The sequence below is a fragment of the Hydrogenobacter thermophilus TK-6 genome (assembly GCF_000010785.1).
GTDB classification, from domain to species: Bacteria; Aquificota; Aquificia; order Aquificales; family Aquificaceae; genus Hydrogenobacter; species Hydrogenobacter thermophilus.
Map to the genome: position 1 here is coordinate 1,140,117 of NC_013799.1, position 19,245 is coordinate 1,159,361.

The following is a 19,245-nucleotide window of genomic DNA, read 5'->3' on the forward strand; positions in this document are numbered from 1 at the left end:
GCCTTTTCCAACGGAGAGGGCGGGATTCGAACCCGCGGTAGGGTATTTAGCCCTACAACTCCTTAGCAGGGAGCCGCCTTCGGCCTCTCGGCCACCTCTCCTGCCTATTTAAGTTGCGGGGGCGGGATTTGAACCCGCGACCTTCGGGTTATGAGCCCGACGAGCTACCAGGCTGCTCCACCCCGCGTCATTGAGATAATATTATACTACAGCTCTATAAGGTCAAGGCTAACTTCCGAAAGGGGACTTCCCGAGCCTCTTTCCACCACCACTATGTTTTCAAGTCTTACTCCAAACTTTCCCGGTATGTATATGCCAGGCTCTACAGTAAAGACCATACCCTCCTCTATAACCCTTTTGCTGTCTTTGCCCTTGTAGTAAACCCTGGGGTACTCGTGTATGTCTATGCCTATGCCGTGCCCAGTAGAATGAGTAAAAAGCCCTTTAAAGCCCTTTTTCTCTATGTGTTTTCTCGCAGCTCTGTCCACCTCTCCCAGTGTGTTACCAACTTTAACTTTATCCAGAGCAAAAAGATGAGCATCTTTTACCGTTTGATACACCTTTTTAAACTCCTCATGAGCTCTCCCGATGAATATGGTTCTTGTAAAGTCTGTGCAGTAACCTTTCCAGACCAAACCCATGTCTATGAGGAGATTTTTACCTGCTTCTATCTGTTTTTGAGATGTCTCCCAGTGAGGCACAGAAGATCCTTCACCGCTGGCTACTATGGCAGGAAAGCTCTCCCCGCTTGCACCCTCTCTGAATATCTCCTGCACTATAAAAGCCCTCATGTCCATCTCCCTCATGCCCGGCTTTATAAACTCAAGGAGCCTTCTGTATATAGCATCGCTCTTTTTTACCCCTTCACGCATGATACTTATCTCTTCCTTAGTCTTTATAGCTCTAAGTTCCTTTAGAAAGCCAGAAAATCCCACCCACTTTACTCCTCTGGTTCTGAGCATCCTCTGAAACTCACAACTTACCTTGTCCTTTTCATAGCCTACCTTCTCTGCACCCAGCTCTTTTAAGAAGTTCTTTATGTACCTTACAGCATTCTGCTCTATGAGCCTTACATCCCAATCAGGAAGCTGAGCCTTTGCCCTCTCGTAATACCTTGCATCTGTAAGGAGATGATGACTTTGGGCAGTTATGACTACGTACGCATGGCTTGACCTGAAGCCCGTAAGATAGAACACATTGGACTGTGAACTTATCAAAAAGGCATCAAGACCCTTCTCTTTGAGAAGATGCTTTACCTTCTCCAGTCTCATCTTAGTCCCAAAAGCTTTCTATACTTGGCTACCGTCCTTCTCGCTATGTCTATCCCTCTACCTTTTAGCATCTGCGCCACTTTGCCGTCACTGATGGATGTATTCTCCTGAAGCACCTCCTTTATGGCTCTCATCAGCTCCTCTTTGCTCATACCTACTTTACTCTCCTTCACAAAAAAGAACCGCAGTGGGTAGATGCCTGCGGGTGTTTTGGCGTATCTGGAATTGATAATCCTGCTTACCGTTGACATGCTCACTTGTGAACTTTCTGCCACTTCTTTCACCGTGAGCGTCTTGAGAGGTTCGTTTCTTAGCAAGAAACCTTCCTGCCTTTTTACAATAGCCTCACCTATGTGTCGGAGCACCCTCCTTCTTATGTCAAGAATAAGCTTTATGTTTTTGGCTCTTCTGAGTTTTTCTTTTTCAATATCATCCTGCGGATGTGCATCTTCTTCTATCTGCAACTCTAAAAAGTCTTCCTGTATGAAAATGTACCAGTTTTCCCCGTCATGCTCCAAAAGTAGGTCTACTCTTGCTACCGCCGAAGCCGAGCCTTCGTCTTCTATGGGCTTTAACCTCAGATGGGAGATTGCCTCTTTCACATCTTCATCCAGCTTTCCTGTTTTTATGGCATTTAGCACACGCTCATGAAATTCCACTTGCTTAGGATACATCTCTTGCAATTGCACCTTTATAAACTCTTCCAAATTTCTGGAGGCAACACCCACAGGCTCTATTTCCGTCATGATAAACTCCCTTATGTCTTCCACATACTCGCTACTTACTCCATAAAGCCTTGCTATCTCTTCTATGGAATCTTTGAAAAATCCGTTCTCATCGCATCTGTATAAGATCTCAAGAGCTATCTCCTTATCAATATGGTCAAATTCAAGGCTTATCTGTTTTGAAATTTCCTCCATTAGGCTATTTCTTGCTACAGCCTCTTTTGGTTTCTTATCTTGCTCTTGAAAGAACCACCTGGGTGTGCGCTTGACTACATGAGTTATATAAGGATTTTGTTTTTCCTCCTCCTCAAGTATCTGCTCCAACTGCTCAGAGTTCTTATTTAACAGCTCCACATCTTGCTTTAGAAGCACTGAAAGGCTTAGCTTGGGTTTGACAGTTGTTTTGAGCTCGCCTCTTACCATGAGCAGTATAATAATTTAAGCCTTTTCCCCATCATATGCCATTATGTATAGGCTTACTATCCTGTTGCCATCCATCTTATCCACTACGAACTTAAAGCCGTCGTACTCAAATTCGTCACCTTCTTCTGGCACTTTTGAGAGGTTTGCCATAACAAAACCTCCCACCGTGTCATACTCATACTCTTCAGGAAGGCTAAAGCCTACAGTCTTTGCCACCTTTTCTATGTCAGCCCAGCCATAAACTTTGTATGTGTTTTTTGATATCTTAACCGTATCCTCTTCCCAAACTTCCGGCAGACTCCCCAAAAGCCTTTTGAGTATATCATGAAGGGTGACAAGTCCCGCCACCTCTCCGTGCTCTCCTACCACAAGAGCCATTTGCACACCCGATGTTTTCATCTCTTTTAGAAGATTGGTGATGTTTAAGATCTCGGGTACAAAAAGCGCTTCCCTTTTGAACTCTCTGAGCTTTCTCTTTCCGTTCTCGTAAGCAGGTATAAGGTCCTTCACATAAACTATACCCGTTATGTTATCCATATGGTCCTTATAGACAGGTATCCGAGAGTGTTTTTTCTCTATTATCCTCTCGTAAGCTTCTTCTACGGTAAGGTCCTCATCAAGGGCAAATATGTCAGGCCTTGGTACCATAATCTCTTTCACCAAAAGGTCGTCAAGGGACATGGCTCTTTCTGTTATCTCTCTCTCCTCCACAGTAAAGAGCCCCGCAGAGTAGCCCATCTCAAATATATCCCAGAAGACCTGGTCTAACTTCTTCTCTGCATCCATCTTTATATCAAAGGACCTTAGAAGCTTCTCCAGCTGTGTACCTAAAAGGAGTCTGAGAGGCAAAAAGGCGGTGTGAAAAAGGTAAAAGATGGGTGCATAAATCAAAGAAAGCCTTGTAGTAAATGGGAGGACAAGATTCTTTGGTATAACTTCACCAAATACAAATATGAGTATGCTCATAACCACCACCGAAAGAGTGGCACCTTTTGTACCAAAAGTATCTACAAACATCTTAGTCCCATAAGAAGATATGAGCACATTTACCAGCTCGTTGCCTATGAGTACAGAAAGGAGCAGTTCCCTTGGCTTAGAAAGAAGCTTTCCCAAAAGACGATAAACTCTACTTGTGGTGTACCTTTTAAGAAGATACCTGTTGGCTCCAAAAAAACCACCTCAGAAGAGGAAAAGAACCCAGAAAGGAACAGAAGGAATGAAAGAAGGGCAAGGTCAGTAAAGGTTACATGTGACGAGCCTTCCATTGGACAAAACCTCCCTTATGCTCTCTTTGCAAACCTCCATCCTTTCGGGGCATAGCCAGTAAAAGGGACATCCTTCGTGATACTCATCTTTATAAACTTCCTTCTGAATAACATCAGCCTTTCTGTGTTTGGGATGCTTTGCCGGTACATTTTCCAGCAGGTACTTGGTATAAGGATGCTTGGGATCTTTTAGCAGCTGATCTTTGCTTCCCATTTCCATAAGTCTGCCTGCGTAAATGACACCTACCGTGTCCGCTATCCTCTCAACCGCTCTTATATCGTGGGTTATAAGCAGTGTGCTTATGCCTGTATTCTTTAGTTCCACAAAGAGGTCAAGTATCTCCTTTCTGACGGTGGCATCCAAAGAAGCAGTTGGCTCGTCCGCAACGATAAGGTCAGGAAAGAGAGAAACTGCCCTTGCGATGGCAACCCTCTGCCTTTGACCTCCCGAAAGATGCTGTGGTTTTCTATCCAAGAGGCTCTCTGGTAGTCTAACCATATGAGCCACCTCTTTCACCCTTTTTTCTCTGTCCTTTATATGGTGAACCACCAGAGGCTCTTCAATTATATGCCTTACTTTCATGTAAGGATTGAGAGAGGAAAAAGGGTCTTGAAAGACAGCGGATACCCTTCTGGTGTATTCCTTTCCCATCTTTGTTATGTCTATGCCTTTGATTTTTATGCTTCCCTCCGTTGGTTTTTCAAGCCTGAGAATTATCTTTCCTATGGTGGTTTTACCAGAGCCACTCTCTCCCACCAGCGCGAAGACCTCACTTTCATTTATGCTAAAGCTCACCCCTTTTACTGCAGTATGGGCTACCCACCTGAAAAGCCCTCTGCTGACTTTATAAACCTTACTTAGGGAGGAAACTTCAAGAAGTTTACTCATATAGTTCTTGAAAACCTAAGCTCCTTTTTGTTTCTTATGTGTTCGTCAAAAACCATGGCTATGTTCCTGATAAGCAGTCTTCCCTCCGGTAGGACGCTGATCCTTCTGTCTTTTATCTCCAAAAGACCGTCCTTTTCCATATCCTTTAGCTCACTGAGTTCTCTTTCAAAGTGTATTTCAAAGACTATGCCGAACATGGACTCTATCTTCTCAAAGGAGCAGGTAAAGTTGCACATAAGGTCCATAATGACCTCCCTTCTTATGAGGTCCTCATAAGTAAGAAGATAACCCCTCATGACAGGAAGCTTCTTGCCATCAAGAGCCATATAGTAATCCCTTATAGTCTTGTAATTTTGGAAGTATCCGTCGTAGAGCATGCCTATGGAGGTGGCTCCTATACCTATGAGGTCAACACCCTTCTTGGTGGTGTATCCCTGAAAGTTTCTCCAAAGAGTGCCTTCCTTTTGAGCTTTAGCTAATTCGTCGTCAGGTTTGGCAAAGTGGTCCATGCCTATAAAGACATACCCGGCGGACTGAAAGAGTTCTATTGTCATCTCCAGCATCTTGAGCTTGTCCTCGGGTGGGGGCAGAGTAGAGGCATCCATCTTCCTCTGAAGGGGCTTTATCCAAGGAACATAGGCAAAGTTAAAAACTGCCACCCTATCGGGGTCAAGCTCTATGGTCTTCTCTATGGTCCTTTTAAACTTTTCTGGCGTCTGATAAGGCAGTCCGTAAATGAGGTCTATGTTTATGCTCTTAAAGCCAAGACTTCTGAGTTGTTTCATAACCTCCCTCATGAGGCTTTCGGGCTGTATCCTGTTTATAGCCTTTTGGACATCCTCGTCAAGGTCCTGAAGTCCCATACTGACCCTGTTAAAACCTACATCCGCAAGAGTCTCCAGCTGACCTTCTGAGAGGTATCTTGGGTCTATTTCGGTGCTTACTTCTGCAGAGGAGTCAAAGCTGAAGTTTTCCCTTATCTTACCAAACAGCTCCCTTATCTCTTGGTTGGTTAAAAAGTTGGGTGTTCCTCCTCCCCAGTGGAGCTGAACTACACTTCTGGAAGGGTCTATGTAGGACTTTAGCATATCCATCTCTCTGTATATGTATTCAAGATACCTCCTGCTTACATCCTTTCTGTGAGAGATAATAACATTGCATCCGCAAAACCAGCAAGCACTTTCACAGAAAGGTATATGAAAGTATAAGGAGAGAGGTCTCTTTCTTTCGTTGCTCTCAAGAAGCTTTTTGATATAGTCTCCTTCTTTAACACCGTCGTGAAATTCCGTAGCAGGTGGGTAGCTGGTGTACCTGGGTCCTGGTTTGTCGTATTTCTGTATAAGCTCTTTGTCAAAAACCGTTCTCATGGTAGATTTAAATATATATTACTTTTCGGAGGTGGTAAAGGAATGCAAGAAAAAGAAAATCAAGAGGAATTGGTACATCAAGTAGAGGAAGTCAGAGAGGAATTGAGAGAGGAAGAGAAGAAGATAAGGGAACTTGAAGAGAAGGTCTCTAAGCTGGAACATATAGCCAGAGTTGCCAATCAGAGGTATGTGGACCTTCAAAGGGAAATGGAGCTTTTCAAAGAGAGGTACCGTAGAGATTTGGAGGAGCAGAGAAAGTACGGATACGAAAAATTAGCTCTGGACCTTCTTGAAATAGTAGATAACTTTGAAAGGGCTTTTGCAAGCGCATCGGAAGAGCTTTCCACTTATATGACGGGTTTTCAGCTCATATACAGGGAACTCAAAAGAGTGCTGGAAAAGTACGGTATAAGAGAGATGGAGCTGGAAGGCAAAGAGTTTGACCCTTACCTTGCGGAAGCTGTAGAAAAAGATTACACTTCAGATGTGCCTCCCAACACTGTTATTAAGGTCATAAGGAAAGGATACATGATCCACGATAGAGTGCTCAGACCTGCAAAAGTTATAGTATCCGTGCAGGAAGAGGAGATAACATAACACCATGAAAAAGAGAGCAGGTATATTCATAGACGGTGCCAACTTTTACTTTATACAGAAGCACATACTCCATCAGAAGATAGACCTTATAAAGCTGGTAGAGTACTTTAAACGGGATTATACCATATACAACACTTTTTTCTACCTTGCCTACAGAGAGGGGGACGAAAAGCAGGAGAACTTTATAAAGCTTCTGGCTTTTAGCGGTATAACGGTGGTGAAAAAGCCCATAAAACAGCTCAAGGACGGGACTTATAAAGGAAGCCTTGATGTGGATATGGCTCTTGATGTCCTGCTTACAAAGGACAATTACGATGTTGCAGTGCTGTGCTCGGGAGATAGCGATTTTGAAAGGCTCGTATGGGTTCTAAGGGACTTTAGCAAGGAGGTTATCTGCGTGTCCACAAAGGAAAGCTCATCTGTTGAGCTTGTAAATGCGTGCGACAGATACATAGACCTTGCAGACATTATGCCTTACATAAAACTTGAGGAAAGAGAATGAAGTTTCTGGTAGTTGGTGTGGGTGCGGTAGGAAGCGTATTTTTGTCATTCCTTTCAAGAGCCAAGCACCAAGCCATAGGGCTTGTTAAACCCGGCAGGCATCTCGAAAGGATAAAGGTAGAAGGCATATGGGGTGAATTTGATCAGGAGGTAATGGTAGTAGATGACATATCCCGTTTGGATTATCTTCCTGATGTTATTATTGTCTCGGTAAAAAGCTACGATACAGAAAGTGCTTTAAAGGAGGTATCTCGGCTGGTAGAAAAAGGCTCTTACCTTTTGATGGCACAGAACGGCTACGGAAATTACGAAAAAGCCATAAATCTTTTTGGAAAAGACAGGGTGATCCTTTCAAGGATCATCTTCGGAGCAAAGCTTTTGGAGTGGGGAAGGGTAAGAGTAACAGTGTGTGCTGACCATGTGGTTCTGGGAAGCCCATACAGTAGCATAGATGAGGCTTTTTTGAGAAGGCTGGCAGACACATTAAACGCATCTGGTATACCTACAAGATACGACAGGGATGTTTATAAATACCTGTGGGACAAGATACTATACAACTGTGCTTTAAACCCGCTTGGTGCTTTGCTGGAGGCAAAGTACGGACAGCTGGCAGAAAATCCTCACACAAGGGAGATCATGGACAGCATAATAGATGAAGCCTATGAGGTTTTAAAAGCTTACAAAATTCAAACCTTTTATGCTTCTCCGCAGGAGTACAGGAAGCACTTTTACCAGGAGCTTATACCCCCTACGGCGGAGCACTATCCTTCCATGCTTGAAGATATAAGGAGGGGAAAAACGGAGATAGATGCTCTAAATGGCTCCATAGTGAGTTTGGCAAGGGAGGTAGGCATAAAAACACCTGTTAATCAAGCCATTACGGCCATGATAAAGGCAAAGGAGAGTATCATGTAGCTGCCAGAAGTTTTCTCTTTTTGTAAACAAACTCTCTTATGCCTTCCACATCTTTGGTATTCAGGACAAGTTCAGGCATTGCCCAGCCTCTTCTTGCCAGCCCTACTCCAAGTTCTATGTACCTTAGGTGAGCAGGAGCATGCGCATCCGTAACTATGGCTATAAAAACACCTTTTTGCATACATTTGCGAACATTTTCTGGGGATAGGTCAGCTCTGAAGGTGTTGAGTTCAAGAGCAGTGCCTGTCTCCTTGGCGAGCTGTATAACCCTGTCCATGTCTAAGGGATAACCTTCCCTCGTGCCGTAAGACTTTCCTGTAGGATGTCCTATTAAGTTTACATAGGGATTTTCTATAGCTTTGAGTATCCTGTAGGTGTTGTCCTGTGAAAACCTCGTGTGGATGGAGGCAACTACAAAGTCAAACTCAGCTAAAAACTCGTCCGGAAGGTCAAGGCTTCCATCAGGGAGAATGTCCACCTCACAACCTTTGAGTATATAAAACCCAAGCGGTTCGTACCTTTTTCTAAGCCTGTCTATCTCCTTCCACTGCTGTTTGTATCTTTCCATGTCAAGACCTTTTGCCACCTTTGAAGATAAAGAGTGATCACCTATCACCACATATCTGTGTCCCATGTGGTAAGCTGTTTCCACCATCTGCTCCAGAGAACCTATACCATCGCTCCAGTTGGTGTGTATATGAAAGTCACCCTTTACATCTTCTAGTGAAAGAAGCTTAGGAAGTTTTCCTTCAAGAGCCAGCTCTATTTCACCCGCATTCTCCCTTATCTCGGGTGGAGGGGTTTGCATACCTATGAGGGCGTAAACCTCCTCTTCACTTTTTCCACCTATCCATTGGTCGGTGTCAGCCCTAAAAACTCCGTACTCACTGACCTTGAGACCTTTCATCTTTGCTATATCCCTAACTCTTATGTTATGTTCCTTTGAGCCTGTAAAGTACTGAAGGGCTGCACCCCACTGATGAGGTTCTACGGTTCTGAGGTCCACCTGTCTCGCATTCTTTAGCACAACGCTTGATTTGGTCTCTCCCTTCAGAAGCACATCTTTAACATCAGGGAAGCTTACAAAGTGCTCATGTATCTTGCTCCAGTTTTCGTGCATGGCTGATACAAGCATGTCTATGTCTCCCACAGTTTCTTTTCTTCTCCTTAAACTTCCTGCCAGCTCTATCCTTTCAATGATGTCTCCCAGCCTTTTCATGTAGCTTAGATACTCCTGTCCTATCTCAAAAGCTTCTATGAGGGTCATTCTCTCCTTACTCTTCTCCCAAAGCTCAATACCCCTCATGATGTTTTGAAGCTTCTTTTCACCAAAGCCTGGAAGGGTAGCCAGCATACCACTCCTTACAGCTCTTATAAAGTCATCCTTTGTTCTTATGCCAAGCCTCTCGTAAGCGAGCTTTAGGGTTTTTGGACCTATGCTGGGAACATTCATAAGTTCCAAAAGGTCCTCGGGTACCTTACCTTTTAATTCCTCGTATTTGGATATCTTACCTGTTCTGAGGTACTCCAGTATCTTCTCAACGCTTGATGCACCTATGCCGGGTATGTGATGTATCTTCCCGCTTTTGACAAGGTCCTCTACATCCACATTAAGCTCAGAAAGTATGTTAGCCACACGCCTGTAAGTGGATATTCTGTAAGGATTGTCTCCCAAAAACTCAAGTATGTCAGCCATCCTTTCAAAGATCTCCGCTATCTCTTTGTTTTTGCTCATAAGAAAAATTTAAGGCATAAAATGGTAATATGAGGCTAAGAATTGGCACAAGAAAAAGTAAGCTTGCTCTCTGGCAGGCAAACTTTGTTAAAGAAAAGTTAGAAAAGATGGGGCATCAGGTGGATTTGGTGCATATAACCACATCGGGAGACAAAATCTTGGATGTTCCTCTTGCCAAGATAGGTGGAAAGGGTCTTTTTGTGAAGGAGATTGAAGAGGCACTTATGAAGAAGGAGATAGATTTAGCTGTTCACTCACTTAAAGACGTGCCTATGAACCTTCCTGAGGGTTTAAAGATTGGAGCTGTGACCGAAAGAGAAAATCCCTTTGATGTACTCATATCCAAAGACCATCTGCCTTTAGAAGAGCTCCCATCAAATGCTAAGGTAGGTACATCCTCTTTAAGAAGGCAGGTACAGATAAAAAGAAGGCGGGGGGACCTTAGAGTAGAAATGCTGAGGGGTAATGTGGATACACGCATCAGAAAACTTGATGAAGGGCTTTACCATGCGGTGATCCTGGCTTATGCGGGCGTAAAAAGGATGGGGCTTGAGGATAGGATAACTCAGGTGCTTGAAGACTTTATTCCAGCGGTGGGGCAAGGCTCTTTGGCTATTGAGATAAGGCAGGATGACAGTGCGGTGGAAGAGATAGTGAGCTGTTTTGACCACTATGAGAGCAGACTGAGGGCGGAGTGTGAGAGGGCTTTTTTGAGAGAGCTTCAGGGCGGCTGTCAGGTACCTATAGGTGCTTACTCTTGGATAGAGGGAGACACCATCTTTATAAAAGGTTTCGTATCTGACTTGGAAGGGATTAAATTTATAGAAGGGATGAGGAGCGGAGAGGCTAAAGAAGCTCAGCAGATAGGTAAAAGTTTGGCGCATGACCTTCTCAGAGAGGGTGCTGACCAAATACTGAAGGAGGTTTATGGATGGACCCCGTAGGCATAGTGCTTGGGACAAGACCTATATCTCCCCTTGAGTTCTGGATAGGTATTCAGGAGCATCACCTTCTTCAGCTGGATGATGTAGTGTATGTAGAATCTACAATAAATGATAGTAAGGTGACCTTTTACGGGATAGTTCAGGAAGTACAGAAGTTTCTGGAAGGTGCTGAATCTGTTTATGACGCTCACCTTGTGACTCGTGGTATTATACCTGTCAACATAGCCTACACCGCAAAGGTAAGCATCACAAGAATAGAACCGGAGCTTTTTGTTCCACCAAGCCCCGGGGATCCGGTTTTTAAGGCAACAGGAAGGCACTTGGATAAGGCGCTTTACTACGACCAGATGAAGGTAAAAATCCCTGCCGGCATCACCAGAAGTGGAGACCCCGTTTATATTAACTACCACTTCCTCAATGGCAAAGAGGGCGCTCATGTGAGCATATCGGGTATGTCTGGCATTGCCACAAAAACCTCCTATGCTCTCTTTTTGCTTTACTCCCTTTTGAATAAAGCGGATGACCTCAAGCAAGGTGTTCACGGTATGATCTTCAATGTAAAGGGCAAAGACCTTTTGTGGATAGACAAAAAGAACCGTAATCTTTCCCAGGAGGATAGAGAAATCTTTGAAAGGCTTGGACTTAAACCAGAACCCTTTAAAAAGGTGGTCTTTTATGTACCACCAGATGAAAGGGACCCTAACATCCCGGCGTGTGAGAGGTTTGATGACAAGGTAGTACCTTTTTACTGGAGTATGAGGGAGTTTGCGCAGGAGGGGCTTATAAAGTTCATGTTTGTTGAGGGTGAGGAAGGCATGTCTAACATAAATTATGCAATAGACAGGGTTGCCAATAAACTTTACAGTCTTGCCAAGCAAAGCCCAGGGGATAGATTGATAGACAGCTACGGCAGAGACATAGAAAGCTTGGAAGACTTAGAAAGGGTGCTTGAAGAAGCTATTCAGGACAGGTATCAAAACAAAAACTCGGAACTGTATAAAGATTGGTTTGGTAATGCGGATACCCAAACAACCTACGCCTTTATGAGGAGGTTCCAAAGGGCTATTACCTACATAAAGAGATTTGTGAGAGGGAGTCTCTCATCACCTATAAACTGGAAGGACCACAAGCTGTTGGTGATAGATATAAGCGGGCTTCACAGCATAGCCAAGATGTTTGTGGTGGGTTCTATCCTCAAGAAAGTCTTCAGGGAAAAGGAGGAACAATCTAACCCTTACCCCAAGCTCTTTGTGGTGCTGGACGAGCTCAACAAGTATGCGCCCAAGGAGGGTTGGAGTCCCATAAAGGACATACTTCTTGACATAGCAGAAAGAGGAAGAAGCTTAGGCGTTATACTCATAGGCGCTCAGCAGACAGCCAGCGAGATAGAAAAGAGAGTTATTGCCAACTCGGCGGTGAAGGTGGTGGGAAGGATGGATAGCTCCGAAGTGCTTAGCAAAGAGTATGAGTTTCTTGTCGGAAATTTCAAGCAAAGAGCCATAATGCTAAAAAAAGGCACCATGATCATGTATCAACCAGATATACCCACTCCCATCATCTTCAGGTTCCCAAGACCGCCTTGGGCAACCAAAAAGGAGGAAGTAGAGGAGGAGGTGCATGTACCAGAGGATTTTAATAATTTTTAGCCTGCTCTTTTGCCTCTCCTTTGGTCAGGTGGTGAGCGTAAGGTACGGCGATTATCAGGAAAAGGAAAGGATAGTTTTAGACTTTGACCAGAGGGTTGACTACCGAGTTATTTTGCTGGAGGCTCCCAAGAGGATAGTGGTGGATGTACTATCCGAAAAAGACTTCAGCCTAAGAGTGCCAAAAGGTATAGCCTATCGCGTGGGAAAGCATCCGTGGGGCACGAGGATCGTGTTTGAAAAGGACTTTTCCAGTGTAAAAGCTTTTTCTTTAGAAGACCCCTTTAGGATAGTCATAGATGTGTTTAAAAGTGCAAGCAAGGAAGATAGAGAGGTTAAGGAGGATGATGCTCTCATAGCCATTTTAGACCCCACTGTCCTAAAGGTCATACAGTACAGTGAAGGAACAAAGGAGCGGGTGATAAGTGAGCGCAAAAAGGGTGCCATCCTGACGCAGAGGAGAGTCATTGTGGTGGATGCGGGACACGGTGGACACGACCCTGGCGCCATAGGTTATATGAACATAAAAGAGAAGGATGTAAACCTTGCCATAGCAAAGAAGTTGGCGGAATACCTTTCAAAAGATGGAAGATTTAGGGTAATTATGACAAGAAAAGATGACACCTTTATACCCCTTCAGGAGAGGGCAAACATAGCTTTAAGGAACAGGGCGGACCTGTTTATAAGCATTCACGCCAACGCATCTCCTCAAGGCATATCTCAGCATGCAAGCGGCACTTATGTGTTTGCCATATCCTCCGATGCTGCCAAAAGAAAGAAGCAACAGATAATAAACAATGACAGCTATGCTAAGTTAGTTTTGGGAGCATCAGATGTTCCTATAAATGCGAGGAAAGTGCTGGCAGACTTGGCAATGGATGTCACCCTTTATGAGAGTGTATCCTTTGGTGAGAAGATAGCAAAAAGTATTGCAAGAGAGCTGGGCAGGGAGGTGGAGTTTAAGGGAATCCAGCGGGCTGGCTTTGCTGTATTAAAAACACCAGGCATACCCTCCGTCTTAGTAGAAGCAGGTTTTATAACTAATCCTGACGAGGCAACCCTTATGGCGGACAGAGACTTTCAGGATAAATTTGCCTACGCCATATACAGAGCTATAGTCAATTACTTTTTCCCCACCGAAAGGAAGCTCACTTTAAACCAATGAGTTTGTGCATTTGAGGTACAACTCTAACGGTGTATCCTTCTCTAAGCAGAAGGTTTTGAAGCTCAAGGGCTTTTTGGAGGAATTTAGTCTTATTACCTTCTGGCTGAAGCACCACCAAACCCTCCTCTAAGAAAGGCATAAACTCACGCCTTTTTATCACATTATAGCAAAGCTCATGGTCAACTACAAACTTTAACTCTTTGGCGCTTGAGAGCACAGCTGGGTGTACATACCAATCCGCCACACCCTTAGGTGAGCATGTTATATGCACCTGAGAGACCACCTCTCTTAAGTTTTCATTCCAGAGAGTTCCATTGGTCTCTATCTGCACTGAATACCCTCTGCACAAAAGCTCCTGCACCAGAAGGTGCAGGTTTGGCTCGGCAAAAGGTTCACCACCTGTTAGGACCACGTGTTTTTGAGGATACTTTTGGAGCTCCTGCAAAAGTTCTTTTAGATCTGTGTTTGCTCTCTTGAAGGATAAAGCGGACGGCTCATCACACCAGGGACACCTGAGATTACATCCCTGAAACCTCACAAAAAGACAGGGCTTTCCTATCAAAAGACCCTCACCTTGCACGCTGGGGTATATCTCGTTTATGCTCAGAGCTGTGCTTGTTCTAACTTCACTTCGTAGCATTCTATTATATCACCCACCTTTATGTCGTTATAGTCTTTGAGTTTTATGCCACACTCATATCCTCTTGCCACTTCTTGCACATCCTCCTTGAACCTCTTTAAGCCTTCTATTTTACCATCGTACACAACTACACCATTCCTTATGAGCCTCGCCTTTGCGTTCCTCAATATCTTCCCGTCAAGTACATAACAGCCCGCCACACTCCCTACGGACTTTATCTTAAAGACAGCCCTGACCTCTGCAGAACCTAAAACTACCTCCTTCTCTACGGGCTTTAACATACCTTTTAGAGCCTTCTTTACATCATCCACCACTTCGTAGATAATGCCGTATAATCTCACATCCACCTTTTCCCTCTCTGCCGCTTCTTTGGCTTTCACATCTGGTCTTGTGTTAAAGCCTATCACTATAGCACCGCTCGCTTTTGCCAGCATAATGTCATTTTCTGTTATACCACCTACATCTCCGTGTATTATTTTGACAGCTACCTCCTGCGTGGATATTTCCGACAGGGACTTCTTTATGGCTTCCAAAGAACCAACCGTATCCGTCTTAACTATCAGCCTGAGCTCCCTTATTTCTCCTTCCTGGATCTTTCTAAAGACCTCTTCAAGGGCAAGACCCTTTGAAACCTTCTCTAAATGTTCTTTCTGCAGTTTTCTAGCTTCCGCTATGTGTCTTGCGGTTCTTTCGTCATCCACCACCTTGAGAGTATCACCAGCCATGGGAAGGTCCTCAAAACCGAGCACTTCCACCGGAGTGGATGGACCCGCAGACTTTAGCCTCCTGCCCTTGTCATCCATCATAGCTCTAACTTTCCCGTAGGTTATGCCTGCTACGAATACATCACCTACTTTGAGTGTACCTTCTTGCACCAGTACTGTAGCCACAACTCCCTTCTGCTTGTCCAGTCTTGATTCTATGATGGTACCTTTCGCCTTTTTGGTAGGGTCAGCTTTGAGTTCAAGCATTTCAGCCAGTAGTAGTATATACTCAAGAAGCTGGTCTATGTTTTTACCGGTTTTTGCAGAGACATCCACAAATATGGTATCGCCTCCCCACTCTTCGGGTATAAGCCCCAGTTCTGACAGTTCCCTTCTGACTTTCTGAGGGTCAGCCCCCGGCTTGTCTATCTTGTTGACAGCTACCAAAATGGGTACATTAAAGGCTCTTGCATGATTTATGGCTTCAACAGTTTGTGGCATTACTCCATCATCCGCAGCCACCACCAGAACCGCTATATCTGTAACTTGCGCACCTCTTGCTCTCAGAGATGTAAAGGCTTCGTGACCGGGTGTATCTAAGAAGGTTATCCTTCTTCCGTCTGCCAACTCAACCACCGAAGCACCTATTTGTTGGGTTATACCGCCTTTCTCCCTTTCTGCTACATTGGTTTTACGTACAGCATCAAGGAGTGTTGTCTTTCCGTGATCCACATGACCCATAACTACCACAACCGGTGGCCTTGGCTGGAGGTTTTTTTCTTCCTCCCTTTCTTCTTCCTCCTCTATTTTCTCTTCTATCTTTTTTATCTCCGCAAGGAAGCCCATGTCTTCTGCTATAGATAGAGCCACATCAGAGGGTATTGTCTGATTTATGGTAGCTAATATACCCTTCTTGAGAAGCTCTGCCATAATTTGATTTGGTGGGACTTTAAGTATTTCAGAAAGCTCCCTTACGGTAACTACTTCCGGTATTTCAATTATTTTTACCTCTTCCTCTTTTTTTTCCTCTCTCTTCTTTTTTTCTATTTGCTGCTCAAGTTTTTTAAGAAGATGCTCCTCTTCCTTGCTCGTCTTTTTCTCCACCGGTGCTTCCCTTTTGGGTTTTTCCTCCACTTTTTGTTCTTTGGGTAAAGGTGGAGGGGGTGGTGGAGCTTTTTGTTGTGGTTTGGGTTTTACCTCCTTTTTATCTCTAAGCGGGGGTCTTGCATCTTCCCTTCTGTACCTTTTGGAGCTTTCCACCTGGAGTGGTCTCTCTTCCCTCTTTTCTACCTTAATTTCTTCCTTTTTCATTTCTTGCGGTTTTTGCTGTATGTCCTCCTCCTTTTCCGTGATAAAGTTGTCATATATGATCTGCAACTCCTCCTCTTCCAGGTGTGAAAAGTTAGACTTTTCTATACCGTAAGTCTTTAAAAGATCTCTTATATCCTTCACGCTTTTACCTAACTCTTTGGCTACATCCTGCAATCTTACTTTGCTCATAAGAATTAATTATAAGCTCTCGCATAGCACTTGCAAAATCTCCTCTTTACCAAGCCCCATCTCCTCAGCGCATACTATGCGACCTTTCAGTTCCTCCTGCGGTACCTGTGTTATCTGACTGAGCATGAAATAATCAAAGTTTAAGAATACGCTCCCGTGCACCAAAAAAGCGGTTTTTAGTGTTCTCATGGCACAAGCGACGAACTTTTTTCCTCCTACTGTTAATTCCCCAAAGTTGGGATAAAAGAAGCAAAAGTAGTGGTGAGTTTGGTTGCCTCTCTGTTTGTGAAGCTCCACATTTATACCCATCTTCCTGAAGGTGTCTACCAGTCTTTCACTGAAGTTTCTGTATATGTCTGTAAAGCTCCTTCCCCAAACTTCTTTGTAATCTACCAAGGAGAAGGATATGTCCCAACCGTGCACCAGGGCACCCCCTCCTGTAGGTCTTCTAATCACCGGAAGTGCAAACTCTCTTGGCTTTTGGGAATAACCGATACTTATGGTAGGCTCACTCCACATGTATATCCTCTTAGTTGGCTCCCTCCTCCCTTCTTCAAGGGCTAACAGATTTTCCCAATCTATGGTCATGTTTTCTGCGCCAGTTCTTACCTCTATCATTCAAACACTCTCTGCAATCTTTCCGCGTTTATGTCTTTGAGTAGCTGATAGTCCTTCTTTATGTCCCTTCCTGCACGAGTCAGATAACCTCCCACCATCATGGCATTGGTCATAAGCACAGCCATACCGTGAAAGTCTCTAAGGGTCTGTTCCCTACCTCCGCAAAGCCTGAGTTCCGCCTTGGGGTTGGTGAGTCTAAACATGGCTATGATCTTGAGCGCTTGAAGGGGACCAACACCAGGCGCATCCTGCATAGGCGTACCTTCTATAGGCATGAGGAAGTTTAGGGGTATAGAATCCACCTCCAGCTCCCTGTAAGTGAGAGCAAGAGCCACCCTGTCCTCGTCCGTCTCACCCATACCGAATATGCCACCGCAGCATGTGGAAAGTCCCACAGCCTTTATGCGCTTTATAGTCTCGTAGCGCTCTCTCCAGGTGTGAGTGGTGACTATGCTGGGGAAGAACCTTTCGGAAGTTTCAAGGTTGTGATTTATCCTTTTGACTCCTGCAGATTTTAGTTTTACAAGCTCCTCCTCATCAAGAGTGCCTGCGGACACACACACATTTATAGGTAGCTTTTCCACATGCTTTATCTCCCTTACCGCATCCGCTATCTTATCCACCTCCTCCTTGGAAGCTTTCTTTCCGCTCAAAACCACACAGTATCTGTTGGCACCAAACTCAACACCTCTGTAAGCACCTTCCATTATCTCCTCTTTGGGCACCAAGGCGTATATGTTTATGGGTGTTTTGTAAAATTTAGACTGGGCGCAAAACTTACAATCCTCCGAGCAAGCACCACTCTTTGCGTTTATTATGGAGCAAAACTCCACCTTTGAAGGTGAAAAGAAGGCATTTCTCACCTTCTGGGCTGTGTAGACAAGAAGAGCTATGTACTCATCTGGAAGCCTTAGCACAGCAAGAGCCTCTTCTTTTGTGAGAGGCTCATATCTTAGCGCCTTTTCTCCCATATCTATGATAAACTTCTCAAAGCTATCCATCTTATCACCTCCGTATAAATCATATATACCTTCCTTCGCTTTTTAGCAACACATTTATGTACCTACCTTTTTCCTGTATGCTTTCTACAGTATAGTCGTAAAAGTTTATCTTAAAGAGATTTGAAATGTTTAGGTTCTTTTCTGCTATATAACGAAGGGTGTAGGCTCTGTGGGGCATGGGATTTTTTACTTTCTTGTTGGCTTTGTAGTACTCAAAGGTGATAACTTTGCTTGCGGTAGAAAGGTCCAGAAGAGATGCCTCTTTTTTACCTACAAAAAGTATAACCACTTTGTCTTCCAACAGCTTTTTGGTGAGGTTTTTTATATCTTGAACCCAAAAGTCTCTGAGCTTTACACCTTCGCACTCATCCTCCCAGCCAAAGTTATACTTAGGCGTCGGGCTATCCACCAGAGCGATACCTAAAAGAGGCGAAAGGACTAAGGACCTCTCCTTTATACGCTTTTGGACAGCAGGAGGAAGCACCCAATACTCAAGGCTCTCCCAGAAGGCATTCTTAAACCTTCTGAATACAGGCAGAAGGTCATCACCCACACTAAAGCATCTTACGAGTTTTTGAGCTTTTGTCTCAAAAAATCCCGTATGTGGCATGCTTTGTTGAGAGCCTTTCATCTTTGACTGCTTTTTGCTGGATGGCAGTATGTAAAACATTTTTAGTGTCTCCAAAGGATCACCACCTCTCCTTTTATCTCCTTCCTTGAAAGGAGCTCCTCATACACCTGTGCAAGCTTGCCTCTGAGAAACTCCTCATGCATCTTGGTTAGCTCCCTTGCCACGCATATGGGCAGATCCTCTCCATAGACCTCTTTCATGACCTCAAGGCTCTTTAATAAGCGGTTTGGTGATTCAAAAGCTATAAAAGTTGTGCCTTCACATTTTTTGAGGTCCTCAAAGAATCCACCAAGACCCTTTCTTGGTAAAAATCCTACAAACAAAAATCTGTCGGTGGGAAGCCCCGAGCCTACAAGTGCCGTCAGGACTGCGCTTGGTCCTGGAATTACTTCCACCTGGATACCTCTGTCTATGCAAGCTTTTATCAGTTTGTATCCTGGGTCTGAGATGCTTGGAGTTCCGGCATCGGTAACAAGCGCCACATCTTCCCTCTCAAGGAGCTTTAGTATCTTGGGCACCTGAACACTCTCCTTTGGTTCGTAATAAGAAAGGAGCTTTTTACCCTCTATCTTAAAGTGGTTCAGAAGGATGCTGGTTCTTCTGGTGTCTTCGCAGGCTACAAAACTCACTTCTTTGAGCACTTCTAAGGCTCTTAGTGTTATGTCTTTTAAGTTACCTATGGGTGTGGCAACCACATAAAGCTTCCCCATT

Annotated in this window: 18 protein-coding genes and 2 tRNA genes; 6 read left to right on the forward strand and 14 right to left on the reverse strand. The window is 44.3% G+C overall.

Features of this window, described 5'->3' with window-relative positions; all coding sequences use genetic code 11:
• Positions 1-11: 11 nt before the first annotated feature.
• The 7 genes from HTH_RS06340 to hemN form a co-directional block, all read right to left on the reverse strand.
• Positions 12-101, reverse strand: a tRNA-Ser gene (locus HTH_RS06340).
• Positions 102-113: 12 nt separating this feature from the next.
• Positions 114-187: transfer RNA gene (locus HTH_RS06345), tRNA-Met, on the reverse strand.
• Between the two features lie 19 nt (positions 188-206).
• Positions 207-1,271, reverse strand: coding sequence for a M24 family metallopeptidase (locus tag HTH_RS06350; protein WP_012963891.1), 1,065 nt, complete (start codon positions 1,269-1,271; stop codon positions 207-209).
• Positions 1,268-2,419, reverse strand: coding sequence for a LacI family DNA-binding transcriptional regulator (locus tag HTH_RS06355; RefSeq protein ID WP_012963892.1), 1,152 nt, complete (start codon positions 2,417-2,419; stop codon positions 1,268-1,270). Before HTH_RS06355 ends, HTH_RS06350 begins: the two co-directional genes overlap by 4 nt.
• Positions 2,420-2,434: 15 nt before the next feature.
• Positions 2,435-3,532 carry a hemolysin family protein gene (locus tag HTH_RS06360; RefSeq protein WP_232500415.1) on the reverse strand — a complete coding sequence of 366 codons (1,098 nt, stop codon included), beginning with the start codon at positions 3,530-3,532 and terminating at the stop codon, positions 2,435-2,437.
• 120 nt (positions 3,533-3,652) lie between these two features.
• Positions 3,653-4,573: an ABC transporter ATP-binding protein gene (locus HTH_RS06365; protein WP_012963893.1), complete on the reverse strand. Its 921-nt coding sequence runs from the start codon at positions 4,571-4,573 to the stop codon at positions 3,653-3,655.
• Positions 4,570-5,940 (reverse strand): oxygen-independent coproporphyrinogen III oxidase, encoded by a 1,371-nt coding sequence (hemN, locus tag HTH_RS06370; RefSeq protein WP_012963894.1) that lies wholly within the window; start codon positions 5,938-5,940, stop codon positions 4,570-4,572. Before hemN ends, HTH_RS06365 begins: the two co-directional genes overlap by 4 nt.
• Before the next feature lie 42 nt (positions 5,941-5,982).
• On the opposite strand from hemN, the gene HTH_RS06375 reads away from it, so the two are divergent.
• From HTH_RS06375 to HTH_RS06385, 3 genes are read left to right on the forward strand one after another with little or no spacing between them, the layout of a single operon-like run.
• The gene (locus HTH_RS06375) at positions 5,983-6,537 is read left to right on the forward strand and encodes a nucleotide exchange factor GrpE (RefSeq protein ID WP_012963895.1); all 555 of its coding nucleotides are present in this window, start codon (positions 5,983-5,985) and stop codon (positions 6,535-6,537) included.
• A 4-nt stretch (positions 6,538-6,541) separates the two neighbouring features.
• Positions 6,542-7,039, forward strand: coding sequence for an NYN domain-containing protein (locus HTH_RS06380; protein WP_012963896.1), 498 nt, complete (start codon positions 6,542-6,544; stop codon positions 7,037-7,039).
• Complete coding sequence (locus tag HTH_RS06385) at positions 7,036-7,953, forward strand: ketopantoate reductase family protein (protein WP_012963897.1); 918 nt, start codon at positions 7,036-7,038, stop codon at positions 7,951-7,953. Before HTH_RS06380 ends, HTH_RS06385 begins: the two co-directional genes overlap by 4 nt.
• Here HTH_RS06385 and polX read toward each other — a convergent pair.
• Positions 7,946-9,688 carry a DNA polymerase/3'-5' exonuclease PolX gene (polX, locus tag HTH_RS06390; RefSeq protein ID WP_012963898.1) on the reverse strand — a complete coding sequence of 581 codons (1,743 nt, stop codon included), beginning with the start codon at positions 9,686-9,688 and terminating at the stop codon, positions 7,946-7,948. The genes HTH_RS06385 and polX overlap by 8 nt on opposite strands.
• A 29-nt stretch (positions 9,689-9,717) precedes the next feature.
• Between polX and hemC the strand changes: the two genes are divergently transcribed.
• Genes hemC through HTH_RS06405 form a run of 3 tightly spaced genes read left to right on the forward strand, consistent with a single transcriptional unit; the run spans position 9,718 to position 13,440 of the window.
• Complete coding sequence (gene hemC / locus HTH_RS06395) at positions 9,718-10,632, forward strand: hydroxymethylbilane synthase (RefSeq protein WP_012963899.1); 915 nt, start codon at positions 9,718-9,720, stop codon at positions 10,630-10,632.
• Positions 10,620-12,278: an ATP-binding protein gene (locus HTH_RS06400; protein ID WP_012963900.1), complete on the forward strand. Its 1,659-nt coding sequence runs from the start codon at positions 10,620-10,622 to the stop codon at positions 12,276-12,278. Before hemC ends, HTH_RS06400 begins: the two co-directional genes overlap by 13 nt.
• Complete coding sequence (locus HTH_RS06405; RefSeq protein WP_012963901.1) at positions 12,250-13,440, forward strand: N-acetylmuramoyl-L-alanine amidase; 1,191 nt, start codon at positions 12,250-12,252, stop codon at positions 13,438-13,440. The genes HTH_RS06400 and HTH_RS06405 overlap by 29 nt, the downstream gene beginning before the upstream one ends.
• Here the strand turns inward: HTH_RS06405 and HTH_RS06410 are convergent.
• From HTH_RS06410 to rsmI, 6 genes are read right to left on the reverse strand one after another with little or no spacing between them, the layout of a single operon-like run.
• A complete protein-coding gene (locus tag HTH_RS06410; protein WP_012963902.1) occupies positions 13,424-14,080 on the reverse strand; it encodes a 7-carboxy-7-deazaguanine synthase QueE in 657 nt (218 codons plus the stop codon). The two genes, HTH_RS06405 and HTH_RS06410, sit on opposite strands and share 17 nt — an antisense overlap.
• Positions 14,044-16,284: a translation initiation factor IF-2 gene (infB, locus tag HTH_RS06415; protein WP_012963903.1), complete on the reverse strand. Its 2,241-nt coding sequence runs from the start codon at positions 16,282-16,284 to the stop codon at positions 14,044-14,046. Before infB ends, HTH_RS06410 begins: the two co-directional genes overlap by 37 nt.
• A 9-nt stretch (positions 16,285-16,293) precedes the next feature.
• Complete coding sequence (locus tag HTH_RS06420) at positions 16,294-16,902, reverse strand: lipoyl protein ligase domain-containing protein (protein WP_012963904.1); 609 nt, start codon at positions 16,900-16,902, stop codon at positions 16,294-16,296.
• Positions 16,899-17,903, reverse strand: a complete 1,005-nt coding sequence (gene bioB, locus HTH_RS06425) for a biotin synthase BioB (protein WP_012963905.1) — start codon at positions 17,901-17,903, stop codon at positions 16,899-16,901. The genes HTH_RS06420 and bioB overlap by 4 nt, the downstream gene beginning before the upstream one ends.
• 19 nt (positions 17,904-17,922) lie before the next feature.
• Positions 17,923-18,588 carry a hypothetical protein gene (locus HTH_RS06430; protein WP_232500416.1) on the reverse strand — a complete coding sequence of 222 codons (666 nt, stop codon included), beginning with the start codon at positions 18,586-18,588 and terminating at the stop codon, positions 17,923-17,925.
• Positions 18,576-19,244: a 16S rRNA (cytidine(1402)-2'-O)-methyltransferase gene (gene rsmI / locus HTH_RS06435; protein WP_012963907.1), complete on the reverse strand. Its 669-nt coding sequence runs from the start codon at positions 19,242-19,244 to the stop codon at positions 18,576-18,578. Before rsmI ends, HTH_RS06430 begins: the two co-directional genes overlap by 13 nt.
• Position 19,245: the final 1 nt, after the last annotated feature.